Source organism: Streptomyces sp. NPDC045846 (assembly GCF_056431605.1).
Map to the genome: position 1 here is coordinate 1 of NZ_JBWKKJ010000026.1, position 21,344 is coordinate 21,344.

General features: G+C 66.4%; 10 protein-coding genes and 3 pseudogenes. 6 read left to right on the plus strand and 7 right to left on the minus strand.

Going from position 1 to position 21,344, the window contains the following annotated elements; all coding sequences use genetic code 11:
• Positions 1–225: pseudogene (locus AC07F3_RS39360) on the plus strand (hypothetical protein); the annotation flags it as partial.
• A 143-nt stretch (positions 226–368) separates the two neighbouring features.
• Here the strand turns inward: AC07F3_RS39360 and AC07F3_RS39365 are convergent.
• Entirely contained in the window at positions 369–4,649 is a 4,281-nt protein-coding gene (locus AC07F3_RS39365; RefSeq protein ID WP_479119725.1) for an FG-GAP-like repeat-containing protein, read from the minus strand.
• A 539-nt stretch (positions 4,650–5,188) separates the two neighbouring features.
• Here AC07F3_RS39365 and AC07F3_RS39370 point away from each other — a divergent pair.
• The gene (locus AC07F3_RS39370) at positions 5,189–11,518 is read left to right on the plus strand and encodes an RHS repeat domain-containing protein (protein ID WP_479119727.1); all 6,330 of its coding nucleotides are present in this window, start codon (positions 5,189–5,191) and stop codon (positions 11,516–11,518) included.
• Positions 11,519–11,593: 75 nt separating this feature from the next.
• Entirely contained in the window at positions 11,594–12,082 is a 489-nt protein-coding gene (locus tag AC07F3_RS39375) for a hypothetical protein (protein ID WP_479119729.1), read from the plus strand.
• Between the two features lie 179 nt (positions 12,083–12,261).
• On the opposite strand, the gene AC07F3_RS39380 is transcribed toward AC07F3_RS39375, so the two are convergent.
• Both AC07F3_RS39380 and AC07F3_RS39385 read right to left on the minus strand, forming a co-directional pair.
• The gene (locus AC07F3_RS39380) at positions 12,262–12,516 is read right to left on the minus strand and encodes a hypothetical protein (protein WP_479119731.1); all 255 of its coding nucleotides are present in this window, start codon (positions 12,514–12,516) and stop codon (positions 12,262–12,264) included.
• Positions 12,517–12,545: 29 nt separating this feature from the next.
• The gene (locus AC07F3_RS39385; RefSeq protein WP_479119732.1) at positions 12,546–13,409 is read right to left on the minus strand and encodes a peptidoglycan-binding protein; all 864 of its coding nucleotides are present in this window, start codon (positions 13,407–13,409) and stop codon (positions 12,546–12,548) included.
• A gap of 158 nt (positions 13,410–13,567) precedes the next feature.
• Here AC07F3_RS39385 and AC07F3_RS39390 point away from each other — a divergent pair.
• Positions 13,568–14,765: pseudogene (locus AC07F3_RS39390) on the plus strand (IS110 family RNA-guided transposase).
• A 97-nt stretch (positions 14,766–14,862) separates the two neighbouring features.
• Here the strand turns inward: AC07F3_RS39390 and AC07F3_RS39395 are convergent.
• Entirely contained in the window at positions 14,863–16,062 is a 1,200-nt protein-coding gene (locus AC07F3_RS39395) for a serine hydrolase domain-containing protein (RefSeq protein ID WP_479119733.1), read from the minus strand.
• A gap of 210 nt (positions 16,063–16,272) precedes the next feature.
• On the opposite strand from AC07F3_RS39395, the gene AC07F3_RS39400 reads away from it, so the two are divergent.
• Positions 16,273–16,977: a GbsR/MarR family transcriptional regulator gene (locus AC07F3_RS39400; RefSeq protein WP_479119734.1), complete on the plus strand. Its 705-nt coding sequence runs from the start codon at positions 16,273–16,275 to the stop codon at positions 16,975–16,977.
• A 50-nt stretch (positions 16,978–17,027) separates the two neighbouring features.
• Here the strand turns inward: AC07F3_RS39400 and AC07F3_RS39405 are convergent.
• The 3 genes and pseudogenes from AC07F3_RS39405 to AC07F3_RS39415 form a co-directional block, all read right to left on the minus strand.
• Positions 17,028–17,330: pseudogene (locus tag AC07F3_RS39405) on the minus strand (transposase); the annotation flags it as partial.
• 830 nt (positions 17,331–18,160) lie between these two features.
• Complete coding sequence (locus tag AC07F3_RS39410; RefSeq protein ID WP_479119735.1) at positions 18,161–18,397, minus strand: hypothetical protein; 237 nt, start codon at positions 18,395–18,397, stop codon at positions 18,161–18,163.
• Positions 18,398–19,187: 790 nt separating this feature from the next.
• Positions 19,188–19,505, minus strand: coding sequence for a YbaK/EbsC family protein (locus tag AC07F3_RS39415; protein ID WP_479119736.1), 318 nt, complete (start codon positions 19,503–19,505; stop codon positions 19,188–19,190).
• Positions 19,506–19,800: 295 nt separating this feature from the next.
• On the opposite strand from AC07F3_RS39415, the gene rox reads away from it, so the two are divergent.
• Positions 19,801–21,228 carry a rifampin monooxygenase gene (gene rox / locus AC07F3_RS39420; RefSeq protein ID WP_479119773.1) on the plus strand — a complete coding sequence of 476 codons (1,428 nt, stop codon included), beginning with the start codon at positions 19,801–19,803 and terminating at the stop codon, positions 21,226–21,228.
• Positions 21,229–21,344 lie beyond the last annotated feature (116 nt).

The following is a 21,344-nucleotide window of genomic DNA, read 5'->3' on the forward strand; positions in this document are numbered from 1 at the left end:
CCTAAACGCCTTCCAGATCGCCTTCGAAGGCCGGCTCACCCCGGCCAACAACTGAACCTCAACAACCAAGATCAGCCGTTGATTGGACAGACCCTGTCCCGCGTTCCGGCCTACCCGCTCCTCGCCCTGGTCACCGCTGGCATGGTGCTGCTGGCGTGGCTGGTGCACCGGTTGGTCGAGCGTCCCCTTGGCCGCAGGCTGAAGCAGGGACTCGTACAGGTCTGAACGCGGTGCCTGGTCGCTGGGCCTGGGCTCGGCCGCGCCTCGACGGGGGGGCGCCGGTCTGGCGCAGGTCGTGGTCTTCTTACGGCGATGGCCTCGTGCGGAGCAGGTGCTCCGCACGAGGCCATCGGCTTTATCTGGGTCGGTTAGTTGTAGGGGCGGATGACGTTGGCTTCGTTGAGGTTCCAGCCGGTGGGTGTGGTCCAGCTGCCGACGCCGGCGTTGAAGGTGCCGCTGTTGTCGGTCTTGGCTGTGAAGGTGAACATGCGGACGCTGCCGTCGGGATAGCCGTAGAGGGAGGCGAGGTCGTCGCGCCCGTCGCCGTCGAAGTCTCCGGTGACCAGCTTGCTCCGGTTCACGTCCCACCAGCCCGCGGGCATCGTCAGGGCGGGCACGGGTTTGGCGAACTCTCCTGTGTGGCTGCCGCTGGCGATCATGGTGTGGAGGCCGTCGTGGCCGTCGGCGTAGTCGTACCAGGCCACCACGTCGTCGATGCCGTCACCGTTGAAGTCGCCGGCCTGGATGGTGGTGCGGTTCCAGTCGCCCCAGCCGGTGGCGGTGTCGCCCCAGGACTGGACGCTGGCCTGGAAGGCACCGGTGGGGGTGGCGGCGAAGGTGTGCATCTTCACCGATCCGTCCGGATACCCGTACAGGGCGGCGATGTCGTCGCGCCCGTCACCGTTGAAGTCGCCGGTGACCAGCTTGCTCTTGTTGATGTCCCAGTTGCCGGCGTTCATGTAGTAGGAATCGAACGGCGGGTTGAATCCGCCGCGGATGTCGGCGGTGAAGGTGAATAGCCGGTCGCTGCCGTCGGCGTAGGAGTACCAGGCGGCCAGGTCGTCGCGGCCGTCACCGTTGAAGTCAGCGGACTCGAGCTTGAGGTCGTTGGCCCACCAGCCACTCGGGCTGGACCACGACTCGATGAGCGGGGTCTGGTAGGTGCCGTCGGGCTTGCTGAGCGCGGTGAACAGCTTGACCTTGCCGCCGCCGTAGTCGTACAGGAACGCCACGTCGCCGCGCCCGTCGCCGTTGTAGTCGCCGGTCGTGAACCGCGCCTTGGTGGCGTCGAAGTACCCGTTGGGGAAGACGGCGCCCTCGAAGGGGGCCTTGAACGTGCCGTCCGAGTTGGTGAGCAGGGTGTGGAGGGCGTCGTGGCCGTCGGCGTAGTTGTACCAGTCGGCGACGTCGCTGCGGCCGTCGCCGTTGTAGTCGTGGCGGATGGTGGTGCCGCTGGACCACAGGGCCTGGGCCTTGGCGTTGTAGACGACGAGGTTGCCGCGGTCCTGGAGTAGGGCGTAGCCGTCGGCCAGGTGTTCGGGCTTGCCTTGGGTGGCGTTGTTGGTGCTCCACAGGGAGGTGGAGTCGTCGCCTGGTTTGTTGACGGTGATGTTGCCGTCGCTTTGGATGAGGGCGGTGGCTCCCGCGTTTCCGCTGGTGTTGGTGGACCAGATGACCTTGTTGGCGTTGGAGGTGATGGTGAGGTTGCCGTCGGCCTGCATGGTCAGCCTGGCCGAGTTGGAGGTGACGGACTGGCCTGAGGTGAGGCGGGTGCCGGGGGTGATGCGGCGGCCGCCGACAGAGCCGTCGATGGTGAACGGCTGGCCGAAGCCGGTGAAGTCGTTGCCGGTGGCCTGGCCGGGCCAGCCGGTCACGGTGTTGTCCGCTTTGCGGCCCCACAGGTCGGCGATGCCGTCGCTGTCGAAGTCGCCGGAGGAACCGATGACGGGGTAGTCGCTCTTCTTGAGGGTGAGCCCGGTGATTTTGGTACGGCGCGCGGCGGTGCCCCACGTTGCGGCGTTGAGAGCCCCGTTGGGGTCAGCCTCGCCGTAGGCGCGGTAGATGTCGCCGGTGTCGTCCTTGCGCATGAGCAGGTCCGGCAGGCCGTCCTTGTTGAGGTCGCCGGGGCTGATGAGGGTGAACTGGTCCCAGTCGGTGCCGCCCATCAGCACGGGGTGGCTGCGACCGCGGGTGAGGTATTCGGACCGGTCGCCGAAGTACGCCCAGAGCTGCTTGCCCTGCTTGACGAGGACGTCGGACTTGCCGTCGCCGTTGAAGTCGCCGGTGAGGATTTGGTCGGCGTTCGACCAGTGGTCGTCGGTGACTCCCTTGCACAGGCCTCCGGTGGTGGGCTTGGGACAGGTGACCTTGAGGTCGAAGGAACTGTACCCATCGCGGTTGATGAGACCGCGGCCGTTATTGGGGTAGACGCGCAGGATGTTCTGCTGCGCTGTGTCGCTGTATTCCAGGGAGACCAGGTCGTTCTTGCCGTCCTGGCCCCAGTCGCCGCTGGTTGCGACCTGCTGGCCGGGGAAGGCGCCGCCGCCGTTGGTGGCGACGGAGAACTGCTTGTTGCCGTGGCCTGCGTACGTGAGCAGGGTGCCGTTGGCGTCCACGCTCCAGATGTCCTTGAACCCGTCTCCGTTGAGATCGCCGGCCACGTCGCGTGTGCCGCTGCCGTCGGCGTAGTAGAGGTAGGTGGCGGTGTCGGAGCGGTTGCCCGCTTTGTCCACGCTGTAGGCGTAGACGAAGTGCGGGCCCGCTACCGGGGGTTTGATCTCATCGGTCCACGGCGTGCCGGCGTCGACCTTGTTGACCTGGGGGTCGAAGTCGGTCCACCAGTTGTACGAGGCGACGTCGGAGACGCCGTTGGCGCCGAAGGTGAAGTGTCCGTTGTCGTTGACGTTGCCGTTCGGCTCGTCGGGCCAGCCCTTGTCACCGCTGGGGAAGACGGTGGAGGTGATGGTGGGCGGCAGGCTGGGGCGGTCGCGGTCGATGGTGAACTTGCAGGTCTCGCTCCAGGGCGAGGTGGCGTGGTCCCCGTCCTCGGTCTGGACGCGCCAGGTGTAGTCCCCGCTGGGTGTTGAGGTCCCCGGCAGGACGAGGGTGGCGTAGCGGTCCTTGAGGGCCGGGATGTTGGTGTCCACCACGGCATTGGCGGTGCCGGACTTGAAGACCTGGAAGTGGGCCGTGAGGTTGCCCCCGTCGGGGTCGTCGACGTGGGCGTACACGCTGACGGGGCTGTTGCCGATGGCGCCGCCCGCGCTGCAGCTGGTCTGCGGGCTGGTGCCGAGGTGGTCGGGCTTCTTGGGCGGGTGGTTGTACTTCACCTCCAGCACGGCCGTCTTCGGGTCGAACTTCTTCCAGCCGAAGGTGTCGGACTCGTCGCTGGCGTAGAGGCCCAGGGTCAGGCTGTTCTGGCCGGCCGCAACGCTGTCACGGAGCGCGGAGGTCGCATTGAACTCCAAGTTGCCCGCCCCACACTGGGAGTTACTCCAGCCCTTCGCGTCGTTCACCGTGTCCAACCAGCCGATCTTGTCCGGCTGGTGGCTCCAGTCCGTCTCCTTGGAGATGTCCCCAACCCGCCACAGCTCGACGGGCCTCTTCTGGCACGACCAGGACCACGTGTTGCGGATGCGGAAGGTGGCCGACTGGATCTGCGCGCCGCCCACATAGCTGGTGTCGAGACGGAAGAACGACCGAGACAGGCCGTAAGTCTCGTTCTCGTAGCCGACGCGGACCACGTTGTCGGTGTTCCAGAACCTCTGGGTCGGGTACTTCTGGTAGACGCGCGCCCAGCTCCACTTCTGCCGGTCGCCCCAGCCCCACGACGGGTCGATGTAGACCGGGTAGGTGGTTTCCGATCCGGTCAGCAGCTTCTGATCCGGAGTGAGCGCCAGTGAGTTGGCGCTCAGCGACGTGCCCATCACGGCATCCTTGGCTCCGGCGCTGGGCTCGAACCCATCGGCGGGTGTGCTGGCGCCCTCCCCGGCCGCCAGCGCACTCTTCGCTGCCATGGTTGCCTTGGCGGTACCGGCAGGTGCAGGAGGCGGCGTGGAATCCCACATCATGGGCGCGGGGCTGGTGAAGACCGTCTGCCCAGCCGGGTCGGTCGCCACCAGCGACTCGCTGTCGCCGTCTTTGGCGATGTTCAGGCCGACAGTGCTGGTGGAGAAGTTGAGCGTGGCCAGCTCCGGATTCTTCGCCGCCTCCGCCGACTTGACCACCAACAGCTGCGAGAAGCCCTCGACTTCGGCCTTGAGCTGCAGGTCCACCCCCGGCAGCACCTCGGGGTAGGTAGCGACGTTTCCGTTCAGGGTGGGCTTGGGCAGCGGCTTGGGCCAGGTCAGTGACAGGGTGCGCCCGTCCTTGACGCCGGACAGCATCGGCCCCGTACCGCCCCCGGAGAACTTCACCGGCACAGTGGCTGCCTTCGGCACGACCGACCCGTCCGCGGCGAAACCCAAAGTCGGGTCAGTAGGGACCCACGCACCGCCACGCCACACCCGCACGGCCTGCCCGTACTGGCGCACCGTGAACGTACCGTCCGGCTGCGCCCACGTGTCCGTAGCCTCGGTGCGCGCCGAGACCAACTCGTATGAGTTTCCAGTGGATTTGGCCTGCTGCAGGGCATAGTCCTCCTCGCTCATCACCCCCCGCGTCACTGGGTCGGACGGCTGCGGATCCGCGATGGCCGAAGCCGCGCTGTGAGCGACAGCCGTCGTCGGCAACGCGACCACGGCCGGGGCCACGACCGCGCCGACCAGAAGCCCTGTCGTCGCACGCGCCCGAAAGCGGCCCCGCGGCCACTTTCTTCCTTGTCTCGTGTACACCTCACCCATCCTTTTCCATAGGGCAATTTTTGAGGTGACTCTATAACCCCAGAGTCCGAGATCGACCCAACCTCCAGAGCTCGCCCCTTACACATGTCCTTTACATTGACAAGCCACCCTTTCCACCCCTTGAGGCACAAAGCGGACGCACAGGATCTCCTTACCTGATCTTTACCTAGAGGGCTCTGACCTGCGCATCAGCCATGCCTTACGAGTGGAGGAAGCGGGCGACCAACCTCCGGGGTCGACCGTTATGATCAGTTCCTTCCGATCTGCGAAAACACATGTTTGACAGATCGTTTACAAACCCTGTTACGCTCCGTCGGTCATTTTTGAAAATGGGCGAGGGGTGGGTCGTGAGCCGTTTCGGCGCGCGTGGATTGGCGGTTTCCATAGCCGCTGCGGTCATGGTGGGGTTGCTACCTGCCGTGTCGGTGGCAGTCAACAACGAAGGGCCAGCATTGCCTGGCCTCAAACAGCCGAAGGCTGTTCCGGTGGCGAAGGCACCGATCGGTGGGGCAAAGAAGCCGGACGCCGCAGCGGCCAATGCCTGGAAGCGTCCAAAGGTTGTCTGGCCGGCCGCGGGTACAGCCGACGTCGACCTGACCGGGGCATCCACAGGCAAGAGCATGGGCATGTCGTTGGCTCTCAAGGCTGCCCCGGCGGGCGGGAAGCAGCGGGCTGGTTCCCTGCCTGTGTCCGTCGCCGGTCTCATTGGCCAGAGCCGCGCCGTGGGTGCGCCTTCGAAGGTGAAGGTAACGATCGCCGATCGAGGCACTGCTCAGAAGGCTGGTGTCGACGGACTCCTGCTGTCCCTCAACCGCACCGACCAGGTCACCCAGCCTGGCTCAGCGCAAGTTGAGGTCGACTACTCGGGGTTTAAGGGTGCTTACGGTGGCGACTGGGCCGCGCGGCTTCACCTTGTCGAACTACCTGCCTGCGCCGTGACCACCCCCCAGGTGGCCAAGTGCCGTACGGGGAAACCGCTTTTGACCACCAACAACACCAAGACAGGAACGCTGGTCGCGAACGTCCCGCTGGCGTCAGCCCAGCCGCTGATGGCCCGGGCCTCAACGACGGCCACTGTTTTGGCGGCGACCGCAGGCGCCTCCGGCGGCACGGGCGACTACAAGGCCACCTCGCTGCAGGCCTCCGGGTCATGGAGTGCTGGCGATTCGACAGGCGCCTTCAACTGGTCCTACCCCCTCACCGTGCCGGCCGTTCCTGGCGGCATGCAGCCCAAAACGTCCCTGAGCTACAACTCACAGTCGGTCGACGGACGGACCGCTGCGTCGAACAATCAGTCCAGCTGGCTAGGGGATGGCTGGTCGATGGAGCCCGGCTTCATCGAACGCCGCTACAAATCGTGCAACGACGACAAGACCGGCGGCACCAACACCACCAAGGTCGGTGACCTGTGCTGGTTCAACGACAACGCCACCATGTCGCTGAACGGCAGAAGTACCGAACTGGTTTACGACGCCACCACGGGCTGGCACCCGGCAGGCGACTCGGGCGAGAGGGTCGAGAAGCTGACCGGCGCCAGCAACGGTGACAACGACGGTGAGCACTGGAAGGTCACCGACACCGATGGGACGCAGTACTACTTCGGGTTGAACCGCTTGCCGGGCTGGAAGGACGCCACCACCCCGACGACCAACTCGACTTGGACGGTGCCGGTGTTCGGCAACCAGTCCGGGGAGCCCTGCTACAACGCCTCCTTCGCCTCCGCCTGGTGTCAACAGGCCTGGCGCTGGCAGCTCGACTACGTCGTCGATGTCCGCGGCAACGCGATGGCGTACTACTGGAACACCGAAACCAACAACTACGGGCGCAACGTCTCCGACACCACCGGCAAAGCCACCGTGACCTCCTACATCCGCGGCGGCTGGCTCGACCACATCGACTACGGCCTGCGCTCCGACACCGTCTACAGCGCCAAGGCCATGGGCCAGGTCAAGTTCGACGTCTCTGAGCGGTGCCTGGACACCTGCGGCACCTTCGACACGACGAACGCCAAGAACTGGCCCGACGTCCCGTTCGACCTGTACTGCAAGGACGGCGCCACCGAGTGCAAGGACCAGTACTCACCGACCTTCTGGTCCCGCAAACGCCTCACCACCATCACCACCAGATCCTTGACCGGCGGTGCCTACAAGGATGTGGACTCCTGGACCCTGCAACAGGGCTTCCCTGCCGCTGGTGACGGCGTCTCGACCCCGATGTGGCTGCAGTCCATCACCCGAACGGGCAAGTCTTCGGGCACTGCAGCCCTGCCGCCCGTGACCTTCGCCGGCGTGCAGAAACCGAACCGGGTGGACAAGCTCGGCGACGGCCTGGCTCCGTTCGTCCGGCTCCGCATGTCGCAGATCACCACGGAATCCGGCGGCACCATCGGCGTCGACTACCTCGACCCCGAATGCACCGCCACCACCCTGCCTCCGGCCGACGGTACGAACACCACCCGCTGCTACCCGGTGAAGTGGGCCTACGAGGGCGAGACCGCCAAGCAGGACTGGTTCAACTCCTACGTCGTCCAGCGGGTCACCGAAGGCGACAACCTCGCCAGTACCCCCGACACCGTCACCGAGTACAACTACCTCGGCGGCGCCAAGTGGGCCAAAAGCACGGACGAGTTCACCAAGCCTGAGGACCGCGCCTATTCCGTTGCACGAGGTTACGAGCGCGTCCAGACCCGCAAGGGCACCGGCCTCGATCCGAAGACCCTCACCGAGTCCCGCTACTTCCGCGGTATCGACGGAGCCGAGGTCAAGGACAGCGACGACGCTGACGCCACGGCGGTCACGGACCGCGAGCAGTTCGCCGGGATGACCCGCTCCAGCGCCACCTTCAACGGCGACGGCGGCGCGCTGATCTCGCGCACCTCCTATAGCCCGTGGCGGTCCGCCAAGACCGCCGCACGTACCCGGGCCGGGCTGCCGGATCTTGAGGCGTACCAGTCCGGGACCGAGAAGGAATCCACGCGCACCACCATCACCGGCGGAGCCCGTACCACCGAGCTGACCCGCCACTTCGACAACTACGGCATGGTCGACTCCGTCTTCCAGAGTGGCGACACCGGCAAGACCGGCGACGAGCAGTGCACCACCACCACCTATACGCGCAACACCAGCCTCTGGCTGCTGAACAAGACCGCCGAGACCAAGACCATCGCCGGAGGGTGCGGTGCCGCCAGCAGCGCACTGAACGACATCATCACCGACACTCGCACCTACTACGACAACAACACCGACCTCAACGCCGCCCCAACCAAGGGCAACACCACCAAGACGGAAAAGATCAAGGGCAACGGCTCCGGCTACGACACCGTCAGCTCGGTCCCAAGCACCTGCGGTCCGCTAAAGGATCAGCTCTGCTACGACCAGTACGGCCGAACCCTTGCCGCAGCCGATCCCTACGGGAAGAGCACCACCACCGCCTACACGCCGGCAACCGGTGAAGCGCCGACTAAGACGGTCGTCACAAATCCGCTTGGGCACGTCGTGACAACCGTGGTCGATCCGCTGCGCGGGCAGCCCACCCAGGTAACCGACGCCAACGGCAAGGTCAAGACCACCGCGTACGACGGACTCGGCCGGCTCACCAAGGTGTGGATCCCCACCCGCTCCGCAGTCGCCTACCCCAACTCGCCGAACTACGCCTTCGACTACCAAATCCACAACAATGGACCGACCGTCGTCGCAAGCACCAGCCTCACCCATGACAACCAGCTCGATACCAGCTACTCCTTCTACGACGGCCTTCTGCGCAACCGGGAGACCCAGTCCGAGTCCCCCGACCGCTCTGGACGCCTGATCAGCGAGACGTTCTACAACACACGCGGCGAGGCCAACCGCACCTCCGGCACCTACTACGCCACCGGCAAGGCCGAACCCGTACTGGTCACCGGCGCGGAATCCACCGACTATCCCGCCTCCACCGAAACCCAGTTCGACGGCGCGGGCCGCACCACCGCCGTACTCAGCAAGCGGTTCGGTGACGTAAAGGAACGAACCACCACCAGCTACACCGGTGACACCACCACGGCGATCCCGCCCCAGGGCGGCACCAGCACCACGACAGTCGTCGACGCACTCGGACGCACCACCGAACTGAGGCAGTACACCGACGCGGACCATACCAAGTACCAGTCCACCCTCTACAGCTACAACAAGCTCGGCCGCGTGGAACAGATCACCGACCCGTCCGGTGCCAAATGGACCTACGCCTACGATACTCGCGGCCGCCAGACCCACGTCGACGATCCGGACAAGGGCGCCTCCAGCACCATCTACGACCAGGGCGACCGCATCACCGACACAACCGACGCCCGTGGCATCACCCTGCACACCGACTACGACGCGCTCGGCCGCAAGACCGCCCTGAAGAAAGGCACCAGCGCCCTCGCCTCGTGGACCTACGACACCGTTGCCAAGGGCAAGGCCAGCAAGACGACCCGCTATGTCGGATCGGACGCCTACACCACCGAGATCACCGGTTACGACGACCTATACAACCCCAACGACACGGTCGTCACCGTCCCCGCCAGTGAAGGAAAACTCGCTGGCACCTACGAATGGTTCGCCGGCTACAACGCCAACAGCGGCCAGCAGGAGTACGCCTACGAGCCGGCCCTCGGCGACCTGCCCGAAGAGCAAGTTTCCACCACGTACACCGCCGTCCACGGCCTGGTCAACTTCGCCAACGCAGGCAACGATCCCCTGATCTCGGCCACCACATACGACCATTACGGCAAGCCGACCCGCCAGGAGTACGGCGCCTTCAACCAGCACGTCTGGTCCACCACCGAATACGACGACCACACCGGACAGCCCACTCGCGTCACCAACGACCGCGACGCCAACCCCAAGCGCATCGACGACACCCACTACACCTACGACCCGGCCGGCAACATCACTGCGATCGCCACTGCTTACGGCCAGGACACCACCCGCACCACCGACACCCAGTGCTTCACCATCGACGCCCTGCGCCGCATCTCCGAAGCCTGGACCAACACCGGCGAGCAGTGCGCAGCCGCCCCCTCTGACGCGGTGATAGGCGGCCAAGACGCGTACTGGACCAGCTACACCTACGACCCGGTCGGCAATCGCAAGACCGAAACCCAGCACAAGACCCCCGCCAGCCCTACCACCGACACCACCCGCACCTACACCGCACCCGACCCGGGCACCCACAACCTGCCCAAGGTCACCCAGTCCGGCGCCGGCGCCCACGACGAGACCTACACCTACGACCAGGCGGGCAACACCAAGACCCGTGCCGTCGGCCCCAGTGCCCAGAACCTGACCTGGGACGACGAAGGCCACCTCAAAAGCCTCACCGACGGCACCAACACCACCAACTACCTGTACGACACCGACGGACAGCGCCTCATCCGCCGCGACTCCACCGGCACCACCCTCTACCTCCCCGGCGCCAACGAACTCCACGTCGACAAAGTCGGCCTCGTCACCGGTACGCGTTACTACACCGTCGGTGGACGAGTTGTCGCTATGCGGGTCGGCAGCAAACTTACCTATCTCCTCGCCGACCCCCATGGCACCAACACCACCCAAATCACCTCTGACGCAACCCAGAACGTCACCCGACGCAAAACGAACATCTTCGGCGCCCCACGCGGCGACCAACCCGCCAACTGGACAGGAGACAAGGCCTTCGTCGGCGGCACCAAAGACGCCGACACTGGCCTCACTCACCTTGGCGCGCGCGAATACGACCCTGCGACCGGCCGCTTCATATCCGTCGACCCGCTCGTTGACCTGCGCGACTCTCAGCAGTTGAACGGCTACACCTACAGCAACAACAACCCAGTAAACATGTCTGACCCCTCCGGGCTCTTTAGCTTCGGCGGCTTGAATGACATGATCAGGGGCGTCGTCCACGCGGTTATCGACTGGACATCCGAGGTGGCGGAGGGAGAGAAGACCCTCACAGGGGACCAGGATGGCGCCCAAAAAATCCGCAACGATCGGGAAGGTAAAGGCACCACCCCGTTCGGCACGCAATGGCTCAAAAACTTGGCAGGAAAGCCATCTGACAGCCTGTGGTACCGCATAACGTACGCCATTACCAAGGCCATAATGCCGTTGCTCCCCGGGGGATCCTTCGCGGCGAAGGCCCCTCTCGCAGGAGAGGAAGCAGTCTCAGTCGTCGCCAAGGGGCTTCCACGCACCGTTGCAGCGGTACGTAACGACATGCGCCTGCCGGTCATCAAGCCGAGCGTGCGCGGGGAAGCCGGAGCCAAAAACATTCCCGGCGTCGAAGTCCATGCACCGCCGCACAACTGGACCGATGAGGGGCAACTAACCACGGCCTCGGAGGGCGTGCAGGACTACGCTCTACGGATGCGTCCAAGTTCACCGAAGAACCGAACGTACGTAGGTGGATACAACATCGACACAGGTGAGATCGCCTACGCCGGATCAGGCGCACATCCAGGCGCGTTCGGCGGCTACTGCGCAGAAGCAAACGTTTGTTTCGCCCTCGGGGGAGACGCCTCTAGAATCGTGTTCACCAAGGCCTACGAAGTCGTCGGACCTCCCGGCGCACTTGAGCTGGTGCACAACCCGGTGTGCATCAGGTGTCAAGAAGACTTCGCCCCCTTCCGCTCATTCTTCGAAGCAGGCGCCGAGATGGAAGAGGGCGGACAGATGGCCGATTAACTGAACGCCTAATGCGGGGCTGCTGGCACATGTTGCGAGCAGCCCCGCTTCAGCCCCTATCCACAGGAGTCGAATATGCCCAACGACCGATTGATTCGTTCAGTGATCTCCGCGAGCGGGATCTCGCAGATCCGGTGCGAGTGTGGCCGCTGGGCAGACCATTCTGTGGAAGAATTCCTCAACGTGCTGCGACAGGATCCAGCGAGTCTCCTGCGGAAGAACTGGATGCAGGGACATGTGGTCGTAAATGCATTCTTCATGCCATCGGCGCCGGCGGTAGCCAAGATCATGATGGCCGCTCTAGCTGGTGAACACGACACGCTACGGCGCGAAATCCTGCTGGACTCCATCCTGGGTCTTTCGGATAGCGACTCTCCGGAGTTTCTTCAGGAGTGCCAGAGCATTATTTCCCGTGGCATCTGGATCTTCATCGAAGAGTCCTCTTCTGGTCGCTCTGCGGCCTCCGCCGCCTACGCTTTCGAGATTCTTCAGTGCCTCGAGGAGACCGAGTGGGTGCAAATGTTGCAAAATGATTACGGCGACGATATTCCCATGCACAACTAAATCACCACTTTCAGGGGAGCATAGGTTCCGGGCGGAGTTTAGATGCTCACACCGTGCGGGTCTCGCATAGCCGAGCGGTCAAACAGGGGGCAGAGAGCCCTCGGCTCGGAAGCGTGCCCCGCCGTCAAGCGGGGGCCCACTTCCGAGCCGAGGTCCAGCACTGCCCAACAGCCTGGCGATCAGCTCCGAGGAAGCGGATACGACAGCGCCTCATACTTCGGCGGCCGGGCGTATCCCAGAAGCCAGCCGAAGCGCGACGACGGGTGCTCTTCTGCCAGGCGGAAGAGTCCGTAGTAGGCGAACGTGATGGCAAGGGTTGGGGTTTCGGCTACGGCGGTCGTGTCAAGGTCAAGACCATGGCGCAGGGCCAAGGTGACCAGCCAGCCGACCGCGGCGGGTACACCCGTGCTCAGCAGCGAAACGTAGATGTTCATGCGGATGCTCCTTGATCGGGTGGGGGTGGTCAGCTGAAGAGTCGGCGCCAGGTTTCGGGGCCGGGGTAGCCGTCGGCGTCGGATCCGGTCCAGCCCTGGGCTCGCTGGAAGTCCTGGGTGTTCTGGCGGTCGGCCTCGCCCCAGTCGCGCGAGGGGCCGACCCTGTAGTGCCGTCCGTAGCCCTTGCGTACGAGCTGCTGGCCGAGCAGGAGGATCGAGTCGTTGGCCTTTCCCTCACCGAACGCGGAGGTGCCGGGGAAGGGAGGAACGGCCGGAGTCGGCTTACCGCCCGAGGATCCGCCCTTGAGGTAGCGCGCGACACGTGCACGGAAGTCGTTCATGGAGAAAGACGGGTCGGGCTTGCCAGGCTGCCATTCCTTGTGGCCGATAACGGACCGCTCGGTCCAGCCATGTGCGCGGCACAGGGCCGCTGCCCATCGAGCATCTGCGTCGACCTGGGCCTCGGGCCACGGGTCGCTGCTGTCGCCCGCGTTGATCAGCTCGGTGCCGTGGAAGCGGCTGTTGCGGTCGGTGTTCGCCTCGTTGTCGTCGGGCAGAGCCCGCTCGTCGATCACGGCCTGGAGCACGTCGTCGTCGCCGAGTCCGGCGTGGTTGTGGTCGAGGGTGCGGTGGTTGGCTTGCCGAAGCGGAGCGTGACGCGGATCTTGTGTAGGAGGTCGTGTCCGGTCCGCTTGTCGCCGGTCTTCGCGGTGCGGGCGGCTGCCAGAGCAGCGCGAAACCGACCGGCTCTGGCTCGTCCACGTCGCTCTGCACTTCAAGCCGAGGGTGCGGCGGTGCAGCACGGCATGGTCCCCCATTATCGTTTTCGTACCCTTGTAACGGGGCTGTCGGCCGTCGGAGTTGGCATGACTACCTCCCCTTGTCGAGTGCATGGCTCTGGGGTGGTGTCACCAGCTCCGGAGGCACTGATAGACCGCTGATTAGAGGGATGACCACCGGCCTTTCCCCAGGTCGGGAGGCTCTTCGTAATGTGGATGTGGCAATCAGTGCCGTGGCGAGGCCGGTTGAGTGCGACCGAAGCGTGCGCGGGATCGACATCAGCAACATCGACCTCTTCCTCGGCCTGGACGTCGGCAAGGACGAACACCACGCCACCACCGTCACCCCTGCCGGCATGAAGGCCTTCGACAAGCGGCTGCCCAACAGCGAGCCCAGACTCCGCGAGGTCTTCGGCACGCTCCAGGCCAAGCACGGATTCGTCCTCGTGGTCGTCGACCAGCCCGCCACCATCGGCGCCCTGCCCCTGGCCGTCGCCGGGGACATGGGCTGCCGCGTCGCCGTCCTGCCCGGCCTGACCATGCGGCGGATCGCCGACCTCTACCCCGGTGAGGCCAAAACCGACGGCCGCGACGCGTTCGTCATCGCGGACGCCGCCCGGGCCATGCCGCACACCCTGCGCTCGCTCGAACTGGACGACGAGATGGTCGCCGAGCTGGAGACGACCGTCGGCTTCGACGACGACCTGGCCACGGAAGCAACCCGGCTCTCCAACCGGCTCCGCGGCCTGTTCACGCAGGTCCACCCGTATCTCGAACGGGTCCTGGGCCCGCCCATGCAGCACCCCGCCGTGCTGAAACTGCTCAGCCAGTACGGCTCTCCGGCCCAGATACGCAAGGCCGGACGCCGACGGCTGGTCCCACTGCTCCGCCCAAAGGCGCCCAGGATGGCCGAGCGGCTCGTCGACGAAGTCTTCACCACGCTCGATGAGCAGACCGTGGTGGTCGCGGGCACGGACGCGGCCGCACTGTTTGTCCCCAGCCTCGCCGACTCGCTCCAAGCGGTTCTTGACCCGCGCAAACTCATCGCCGCCCGTATCGAGAAGCTGCTGGAGGCCCATCCTCTTTCCCAGGTCCTGCGGTCCATGCCCGGCATCGGCGTCAGGAACGGATCCCGCATCCTCATCGACGTCGGTGACGGAACCAACTTCCCATCCGCCGCCCACCTCGCCGCCTACGCCGGCCTCGCCCCGACGACGCGGAGCTCGGGCACCTCGATCCGCGGCGAACAGCAGTCCAGGAGAGGAAACAAACAGCTCAAACGAGCCTTCTTCCTCTCCGCGTTCGCCGCCCTGGCCGACCCCGTCTCCCGCACCTACTACGGCAAGAAGATCAAGGAGGGCAAGCACCACACAAGCTCTCCTCTGTCTCGCCCGCCGCCGCGCCGACGTCCTCTTCGCCATGCTCCGCGACGGCACCTTCTACCAACCACCAACCCCGATCACCCCTTGACCAAAGTCATAGGGGCACCCCCCGGCCGGCGTCCGGCAGCGGTGCTGCTCTGTGCAGCACGGGGACCGGGGAGCGGGCCGTCCTGCAGGGGGTGCGTTCAGCTCCTCGCCTGGCCGCAGAACTCGGCCTCCAGCTCCTTCGTGAAGACCGCGACCGGCCCCCTGTCCTCGCCGTTCGCCCAGTCGCCGTTGACCTGGGTCGCCATCAGGTGCCGGCCGTCCCGGGTGCCGAAGGTGTAGGACCAGGACCCGTTGATCGCCCCGCCCATCCCCCAGACCTCGCCGCACGACAGCTTGATGGACCCGATACCCAGGCCGTAGTGGGAGTTCGGGATCCATCCCGTCGGCCCCGCCGTCGGGTCCTTCATGGTGAACATTTCCGCCATCTGGGCCTGCGGCAACAGCTGACCGCCGAGCAGCGCCTGGAAGAAGGTGCTCAGGTCTCCCACCGTGGAGATCATGTCCCCGGAGCCGTATCCCCAGGACGGGCTGAGCTCGGTGACGTCGTAGACCGGCAGCGCGGGGTCGTTGAACTGGCCGAGCTTGGAGTAGAAGCGGCCATGGGGACCGCGGATGCGGGTGTCGTCGGCGGGCGGCTCGTAGGTGCTCTTGAGATGCAGCGGCTTGGCGAAGCGGTCGGCGATCTCCTGGGCGAGACGGTGGCCGGTGGCCTGCTCGACGATCAGCGCTGCCAACACGTAGTTCGTGTCGGAGTACTCCCAGCTGGTTCCGGGCGCGAAGCGGGGCTTCACGCCGATGCCGATCGCGACGAGCTGGCGTGGGGTGAACTGGTCGAAGCGGTGCTGGAGGAAGGCTTCTCCTCGGAACTCCTTCGCGACCGTGTCGTCCATCGCGAAGTTGGCGATGCCGCTGGTGTGGTTGAGCAGCTGGCGGATGGTGATCTTCGAGCCGTCGTAGCCGTTGCCGTCGACCAGGCCGGGCAGCCACCGCTCGACGCTGTCGTCCATCTCCAGCTTCCCCTCGGCCTCCAGCTGGAGCAGCGCGGTGGCCACGAAGGTCTTGGTGGTGCTGCCGATCCGGAACCGGTCCTGCGGGTGGAACTTCTGCCCGGTGGCCGTGTCCGCGGTACCCGCCTGCCCGTACCAGGTCGAGCCGTCGTGGCGGACCTCGGCCGTCACTCCCGGCAGGCCGTTGACGGTGACCGCCTGGTCGAGCGCGGCCTGCAGACCCTTGTGGGCGCGGTTGTGCTTGCCGTCGGCGGCCATCGCTGCCGGGGCAGAGGCCAGCAGAGCACCGGCCAGGGCGATCGAAATGGCGGTGCGGGCGGTGGTGTTCATGGTTGGTCCCCCGTGGTCGGTCGGCTTGCGTCGTCGAGGGGAAACGTACGACCGAGTTCGCTGATCCCTCAATGTCCGATCGCTTCAACGCCAGCATCACCGCAGGTCACCAGGTATCAATCCTTGCAATGACGGTGACGGCGAATGCAAGCACGGTTGCAACCCTTCACCCCGAGTTCGGATACTCACCCCGAGGAGAGGAGCCCACCCATGCCAGGTGCCAGGCTGACGCCGCAGGACCGTCTCGTGATCGCCACTGGTCTCGCGCAGGGGCTGGACTACGCCGCGATCGCGCGGCGCATCGACCGTCCGACGTCCACGGTGACCCGGGAGATAGCCCGCAACGGCGGGACCGCCCGCTACCGCGCGGAGACCGCTCAGCGCGCCACCGCCCGCCGGGCCCGCCGACGGCCGGGCCTCCTTCGGCCGGCCGGGAACGGGGCGTTGGCCCCGGACGGACGCGATCCGGCGGCCATCGCCGAGTTCGCGGGCCGCTTCGCCGACCTGCTGGTGCACATGGGCCTGCCGCGCATGGTGGCCCGGGTGCTCGGCTGCCTGTACGTCACGGACAGTGGCAGCCTGAGCGCGGCCGACCTGGTGCAACGGCTCGGTGTCAGCCCGGCGTCGGTCTCCAAGGCCGTCGGCTACCTGGCCGACCAGGGGCTGATAAAGCGCGAGCGGAACGGGCGGCGCGAGCAGTACACCATCAACGGCGACGTCTGGTACCGCTCGATGCTCGCCAGCGCCCAACGCAACGCCCTGCTGGCCGAGTTCGCCCGCAGCGGCGCCGACCTCCTCGGCGCCGCCACTCCCGCAGGCCAGCGGCTCGACACGGCCGCGGACTTCCTCGCCGAGATCGGCACCGATCTGGTCCGAGCCGTCGAACGCCGCCGCGCCGACACCGGGACGCCCTGATCGAGCCGGTGCAGCCGGGCAGAGGTTCACTCCGGGACGACGACTACACGCCGGAGGACGTCACGGCTGATCAACCCGGTGAGCTGGGCGAAGACACCGTCCTGGTCCGACCGCGCGAAGTAGCCGTAGCCCGTCTGGTGGGCGGGAAGTCATGGGGCAGGTAGCGCCAGGGGATCCCGGTGCGGTCCACGTACAGGATCGCGTTCATGATCTGGCGCAGGTTGTGTTCGGGTGGGCGGCCGATGTCGAGGGCGTGCCGACGGCGCTGGGCCCGCCAGGCCGTCAGCACCGGTTCGATCAGTGCCCAAGCGGACGTCGGACAGATCGCTGGGCTGGCGGCGGTGTCCGGCCATGTCTCCGATGTGCTGCGAAGAAGCCGCTCTGGCCAGTCGTCAAAGGGGGATCAGGCAGAGCGCGTTGGAGCGGGACGGGAGAAACCCGGGTCAGACAGACCTCTGTCCTCTCGCGGTGGACGGACGTCTCACCCCTCACTCCCAGCACAGGACGTCCAGGGTGGAAAACCAGTACAGGCCGCTATGAAAGAGGCCCAGACACTCAGCGGGTACGGGTACTCGGACCCCGCCCGCCAACCATGAACTCTGCTGACGCAGAGCCTGCCCGAACACGTCTGCGTAGAGTCGGACACCTCCGACCTTCGGATGGAAGAACTCCATTCCGACCTGGGTCAGGTCGGAGTTGTCCGCATTCGAAAGGCCGGACTTCACTATGCCGTTGGAGGGCGGCCAGGTGCTCGCCGTCCTCCACGCCCGGCCGGTTCACCGGACGAGCAGTCTCTGACCCTGCTCGCCACGATGACCGTGACCTGACGCCGCAGCGACTGAGGCCCTTGTACGGTCGGTCGATTCGTCCGACTGCTGTGTGGAGTGCCGAGTTCCTCCGCGGGAACTTCAGACAGGCACTCCGATCACGTGGGGTGTGGGCTCCGCGTTCCGGCCCTTCCGATGCTCGCGCCTCGAAGAAACCGATCGGGGCGGTGGCCCCGGCTCCGGGCGCCGGAAGTCGTCCGTATGTCGCATCCTGTCGCCAGCCCCTCCAGAGGCGAACCTCACGGCAATCCGTGAATTCACCGACAGTGCCTGTCGGAATACAAAGCCCCGGCCTGTGGGGGCGGCTACGGAATCAGTACTGCGGAATCAGGTTCTACGGAGTCGGTGCTACGCCATCAGTACAGCACCCAGAGGGAGATGCGCCCGTTGTTGTCGACACAAGTGGCGTCCTGATAATGCTGCTTCGCCGTCGGGATGCCCGCCTGGCACGCGGCCATGTTGGGGTACATCTCCGGACCACCGGCGATGTCGTGCCAGCTGGCGGCGGAGGCGGAGCCGGCGGTCAACGGAATCGCGACCGTAGCGGCCACGGCAGCAAGACCGTAGGTCATTCGCTTGCGCCATGACTTCATACAACTCTCCTCACGTAAAGGGACGGCCCCGGACGGGTCGACCGCGTCAGATCAACTGCTGCCCCGGAATACCCCGGGCATGCCTTACCCCAGCACGCCGGAACCACGCACTCCAAAGCCACCAAGCCCCTTGTTACAAGGCCCCTACAAAGCTGGGCAGACAGACGCCGAGAAGTCCGACTTACGGCCCATCGCGGCTTCGGTGACCGCCGCCCGCACGGGTGCGGACCTTGCGCAGTACGACGACGAGGCGCGGCGCGAGCGCGAGATCGAGGGGGGTGCAGGGCGGTCGGCCGCGGAGCTTGCCGTCGATCTGCGTGGTGCGCTGGGCGGGTTGTTGGCTGCTGCCGCCGAGCACCCGGACGCGGCGTGGGAGGCGCCGGCGGGGTGCGCCCTGTGCGAGGCGCCGTCCACAGCCTGCTGCGGGAGGTGGAGGTGCACCACACCGGCCTGAGGTGTGGTCACCAGCCTGAGCACTTGCCCCCGTTCCACGTAGCGCGTGAACTCGCGGCCACGACGGCCAGGCTGCGCGAGCGTGGCGACGTGAGCGCCATGGTGCTGATCGCCGACGAGGACCAGGTGGTACGCCCCCTCCGGCGACGGCCGGGGGCCACGGGTATCAGGACCCGCGGCCGCTCTCCTGGGCTGACCGGCCGCACGCAAGGAAACGACCCCACCCTCGACCAACCCGGCCCACCTGGCGGACCTGACCGGGTGCCTGTCAACAGGGCGGACGGCCACCAAGCGCACGGCCGTAGAGTGGCGGCGGGCCCGGCGGCCGGGCGGTTGGTCAGGACAAGGGTGCGGCGGCGGCCTCGGTGATGGGCAGCACGTCCGCCCTGGCCGCCGTCAAATGGTCGGCGGTGGACATGTGCAGGGACCGGTCGAGGCGGGCGGCGTTGGAGTACATCTCCTCCTCCCGCAGGAGTTCCGGGTCGACGATCAGCGCCACGTCGGGGTCGAAGGAGAAGGGCGGGATGGAGCCGCTGACCCATGCACGGTGGGGTATGGGCGAGGGCCGCCGCCTTCGGCGACCACACCTCGGGTGCCGACCGCGCGTCGCTGGCTCCGATACGGGAGGGGCTTGTCCATCCGCAGCGGACGGCAAAAAGCAAAGGCAAGGAGATTACCTACTCCTTGCCACTCTCAACTTATAGCGCACGGGGGGCCTTGCGGCAAGGCCCGGGTCGTGGCGCAGAATCGTCGGCCGAGGCCAGAGCTTGGGCAAGTCAGGGATTCGCGAAGTACGTGCGCGTTTATCGACTGTGGGTTCCGCGGGACGTGAAACCGCTGGCGGGACTCGCAGTGTGGTGGCGGGCACGCGGCGCGGAGGTCCGGGTGTGCGCGCCGCCGGACTGCGTAGAGCAGCTGGCCGAAATGCAACCTTGTTGAGTGGGGGGTTCATGATTGATGTGATCGTTGCTGGCGGTGGGCCGACCGGTTTGATGCTGGCCGGCGAGTTGCGGCTGCACGGCGTGCACGCGCTCGTGCTGGAGAAGGAGGCGGAGCCGACCAGGATCGTCCGCTCGCTCGGCCTGCACGCGCGCAGCGTCGAGGTGATGGACCAGCGCGGTCTGCTGGAGCGGTTCCTCGCGGTCGGCAAGCAGCACCCGGTCGGTGGCTTCTTCGCCGCCATGAGCAAGCCCGCGCCGGACCAGCTGGACACCGCGCATCCCTACACCCTCGGCATTCCGCAGACCACCACCGATCGCCTGCTTGCCGAGCACGCCACCGAACTCGGCGTCGAGATCCGGCGCGGCTGCGAACTCGTCGGGCTGAGCCAGGACGAAGACGGGGTGATGGCCGAACTTGCCGACGGCACGCGGCTGCGCTCGCGCTACCTCGTCGGTTGTGACGGCGGCCGCAGCACGGTGCGCAAGCTGCTCGGTGTCGGCTTCCCCGGCGAGCCCTCCAGGGTCGAGACGCTGCTGGGCGAGGTGGAGGTGACCGCGCCGCCGGACACGCTGAACGCCGTGGTGGCCGAAGTGCGCAAGACCCACAAGCGGTTCGGCGCCATGCCCCTCGGGGACGGGGTGTACCGCATCGTCGCGCCCGCCGAAGGGGTGGCCGAGGACCGCACGGTCCCGCCGACCCTGGACGAGCTGAAGCGGCAGGTGCGCAAGCTCGCCGGCACCGACTTCGGCGTGCACTCACCGCGCTGGCTCTCCCGCTTCGGCGACGCCACCCGGCTGGCCGAGCGCTACCGGACCGGCCGGGTGCTGCTGGCCGGCGACGCGGCGCACATCCACCCACCGACCGGCGGGCAGGGGCTCAACCTCGGCATCCAGGACGCGTTCAACCTCGGCTGGAAGCTGGCCGCCGAAGTCAACGGCTGGGCACCGGAGGGACTGCTGGACAGCTACCACACCGAACGGCACCCGGTGGCCGCCGACGTACTGGACAACACCCGCGCGCAGATGGAGCTGATGTCCATCGAGCCGGGTCCCCAAGCAGTGCGTCGGCTGGTGTCGGAACTGATGGACTTCGAGGAGGTGAACCGGTACCTGACGGAGAAGATCACTGCGATCGGGGTCCGCTACGACTTCGGCGAGGGACATGAACTGCTCGGCCGACGATTGCGGGACGTGGGGCTGAAGCGGGGCCGCCTCTATGAGCTGATGCATGGCGGCCGCGGGCTGCTGCTCGACCAGACTGGCCGCCTCTCGGTGGCAGGCTGGGCAGATCGAGTCGACCACGTTGCCGACATCAGCGAGGAACTGGACGCGCCCGCGGTGCTGCTGCGGCCGGACGGCCACGTGGCGTGGGTCGGCGACGATCAGCAGGATCTGCTCGACCGGCTTCCCCGGTGGTTCGGCGCTGCGGCCAGCTGAGCGCGCAACTCGGGGCACGAAAGCCCACTCGGCCTGCCCGGACGGAGCGCGTACGCAAGGCCGTCACTCGTGAGGAGACGGCTGTACCCGCTCCAGGCCACCGACCCCCCTCGGTA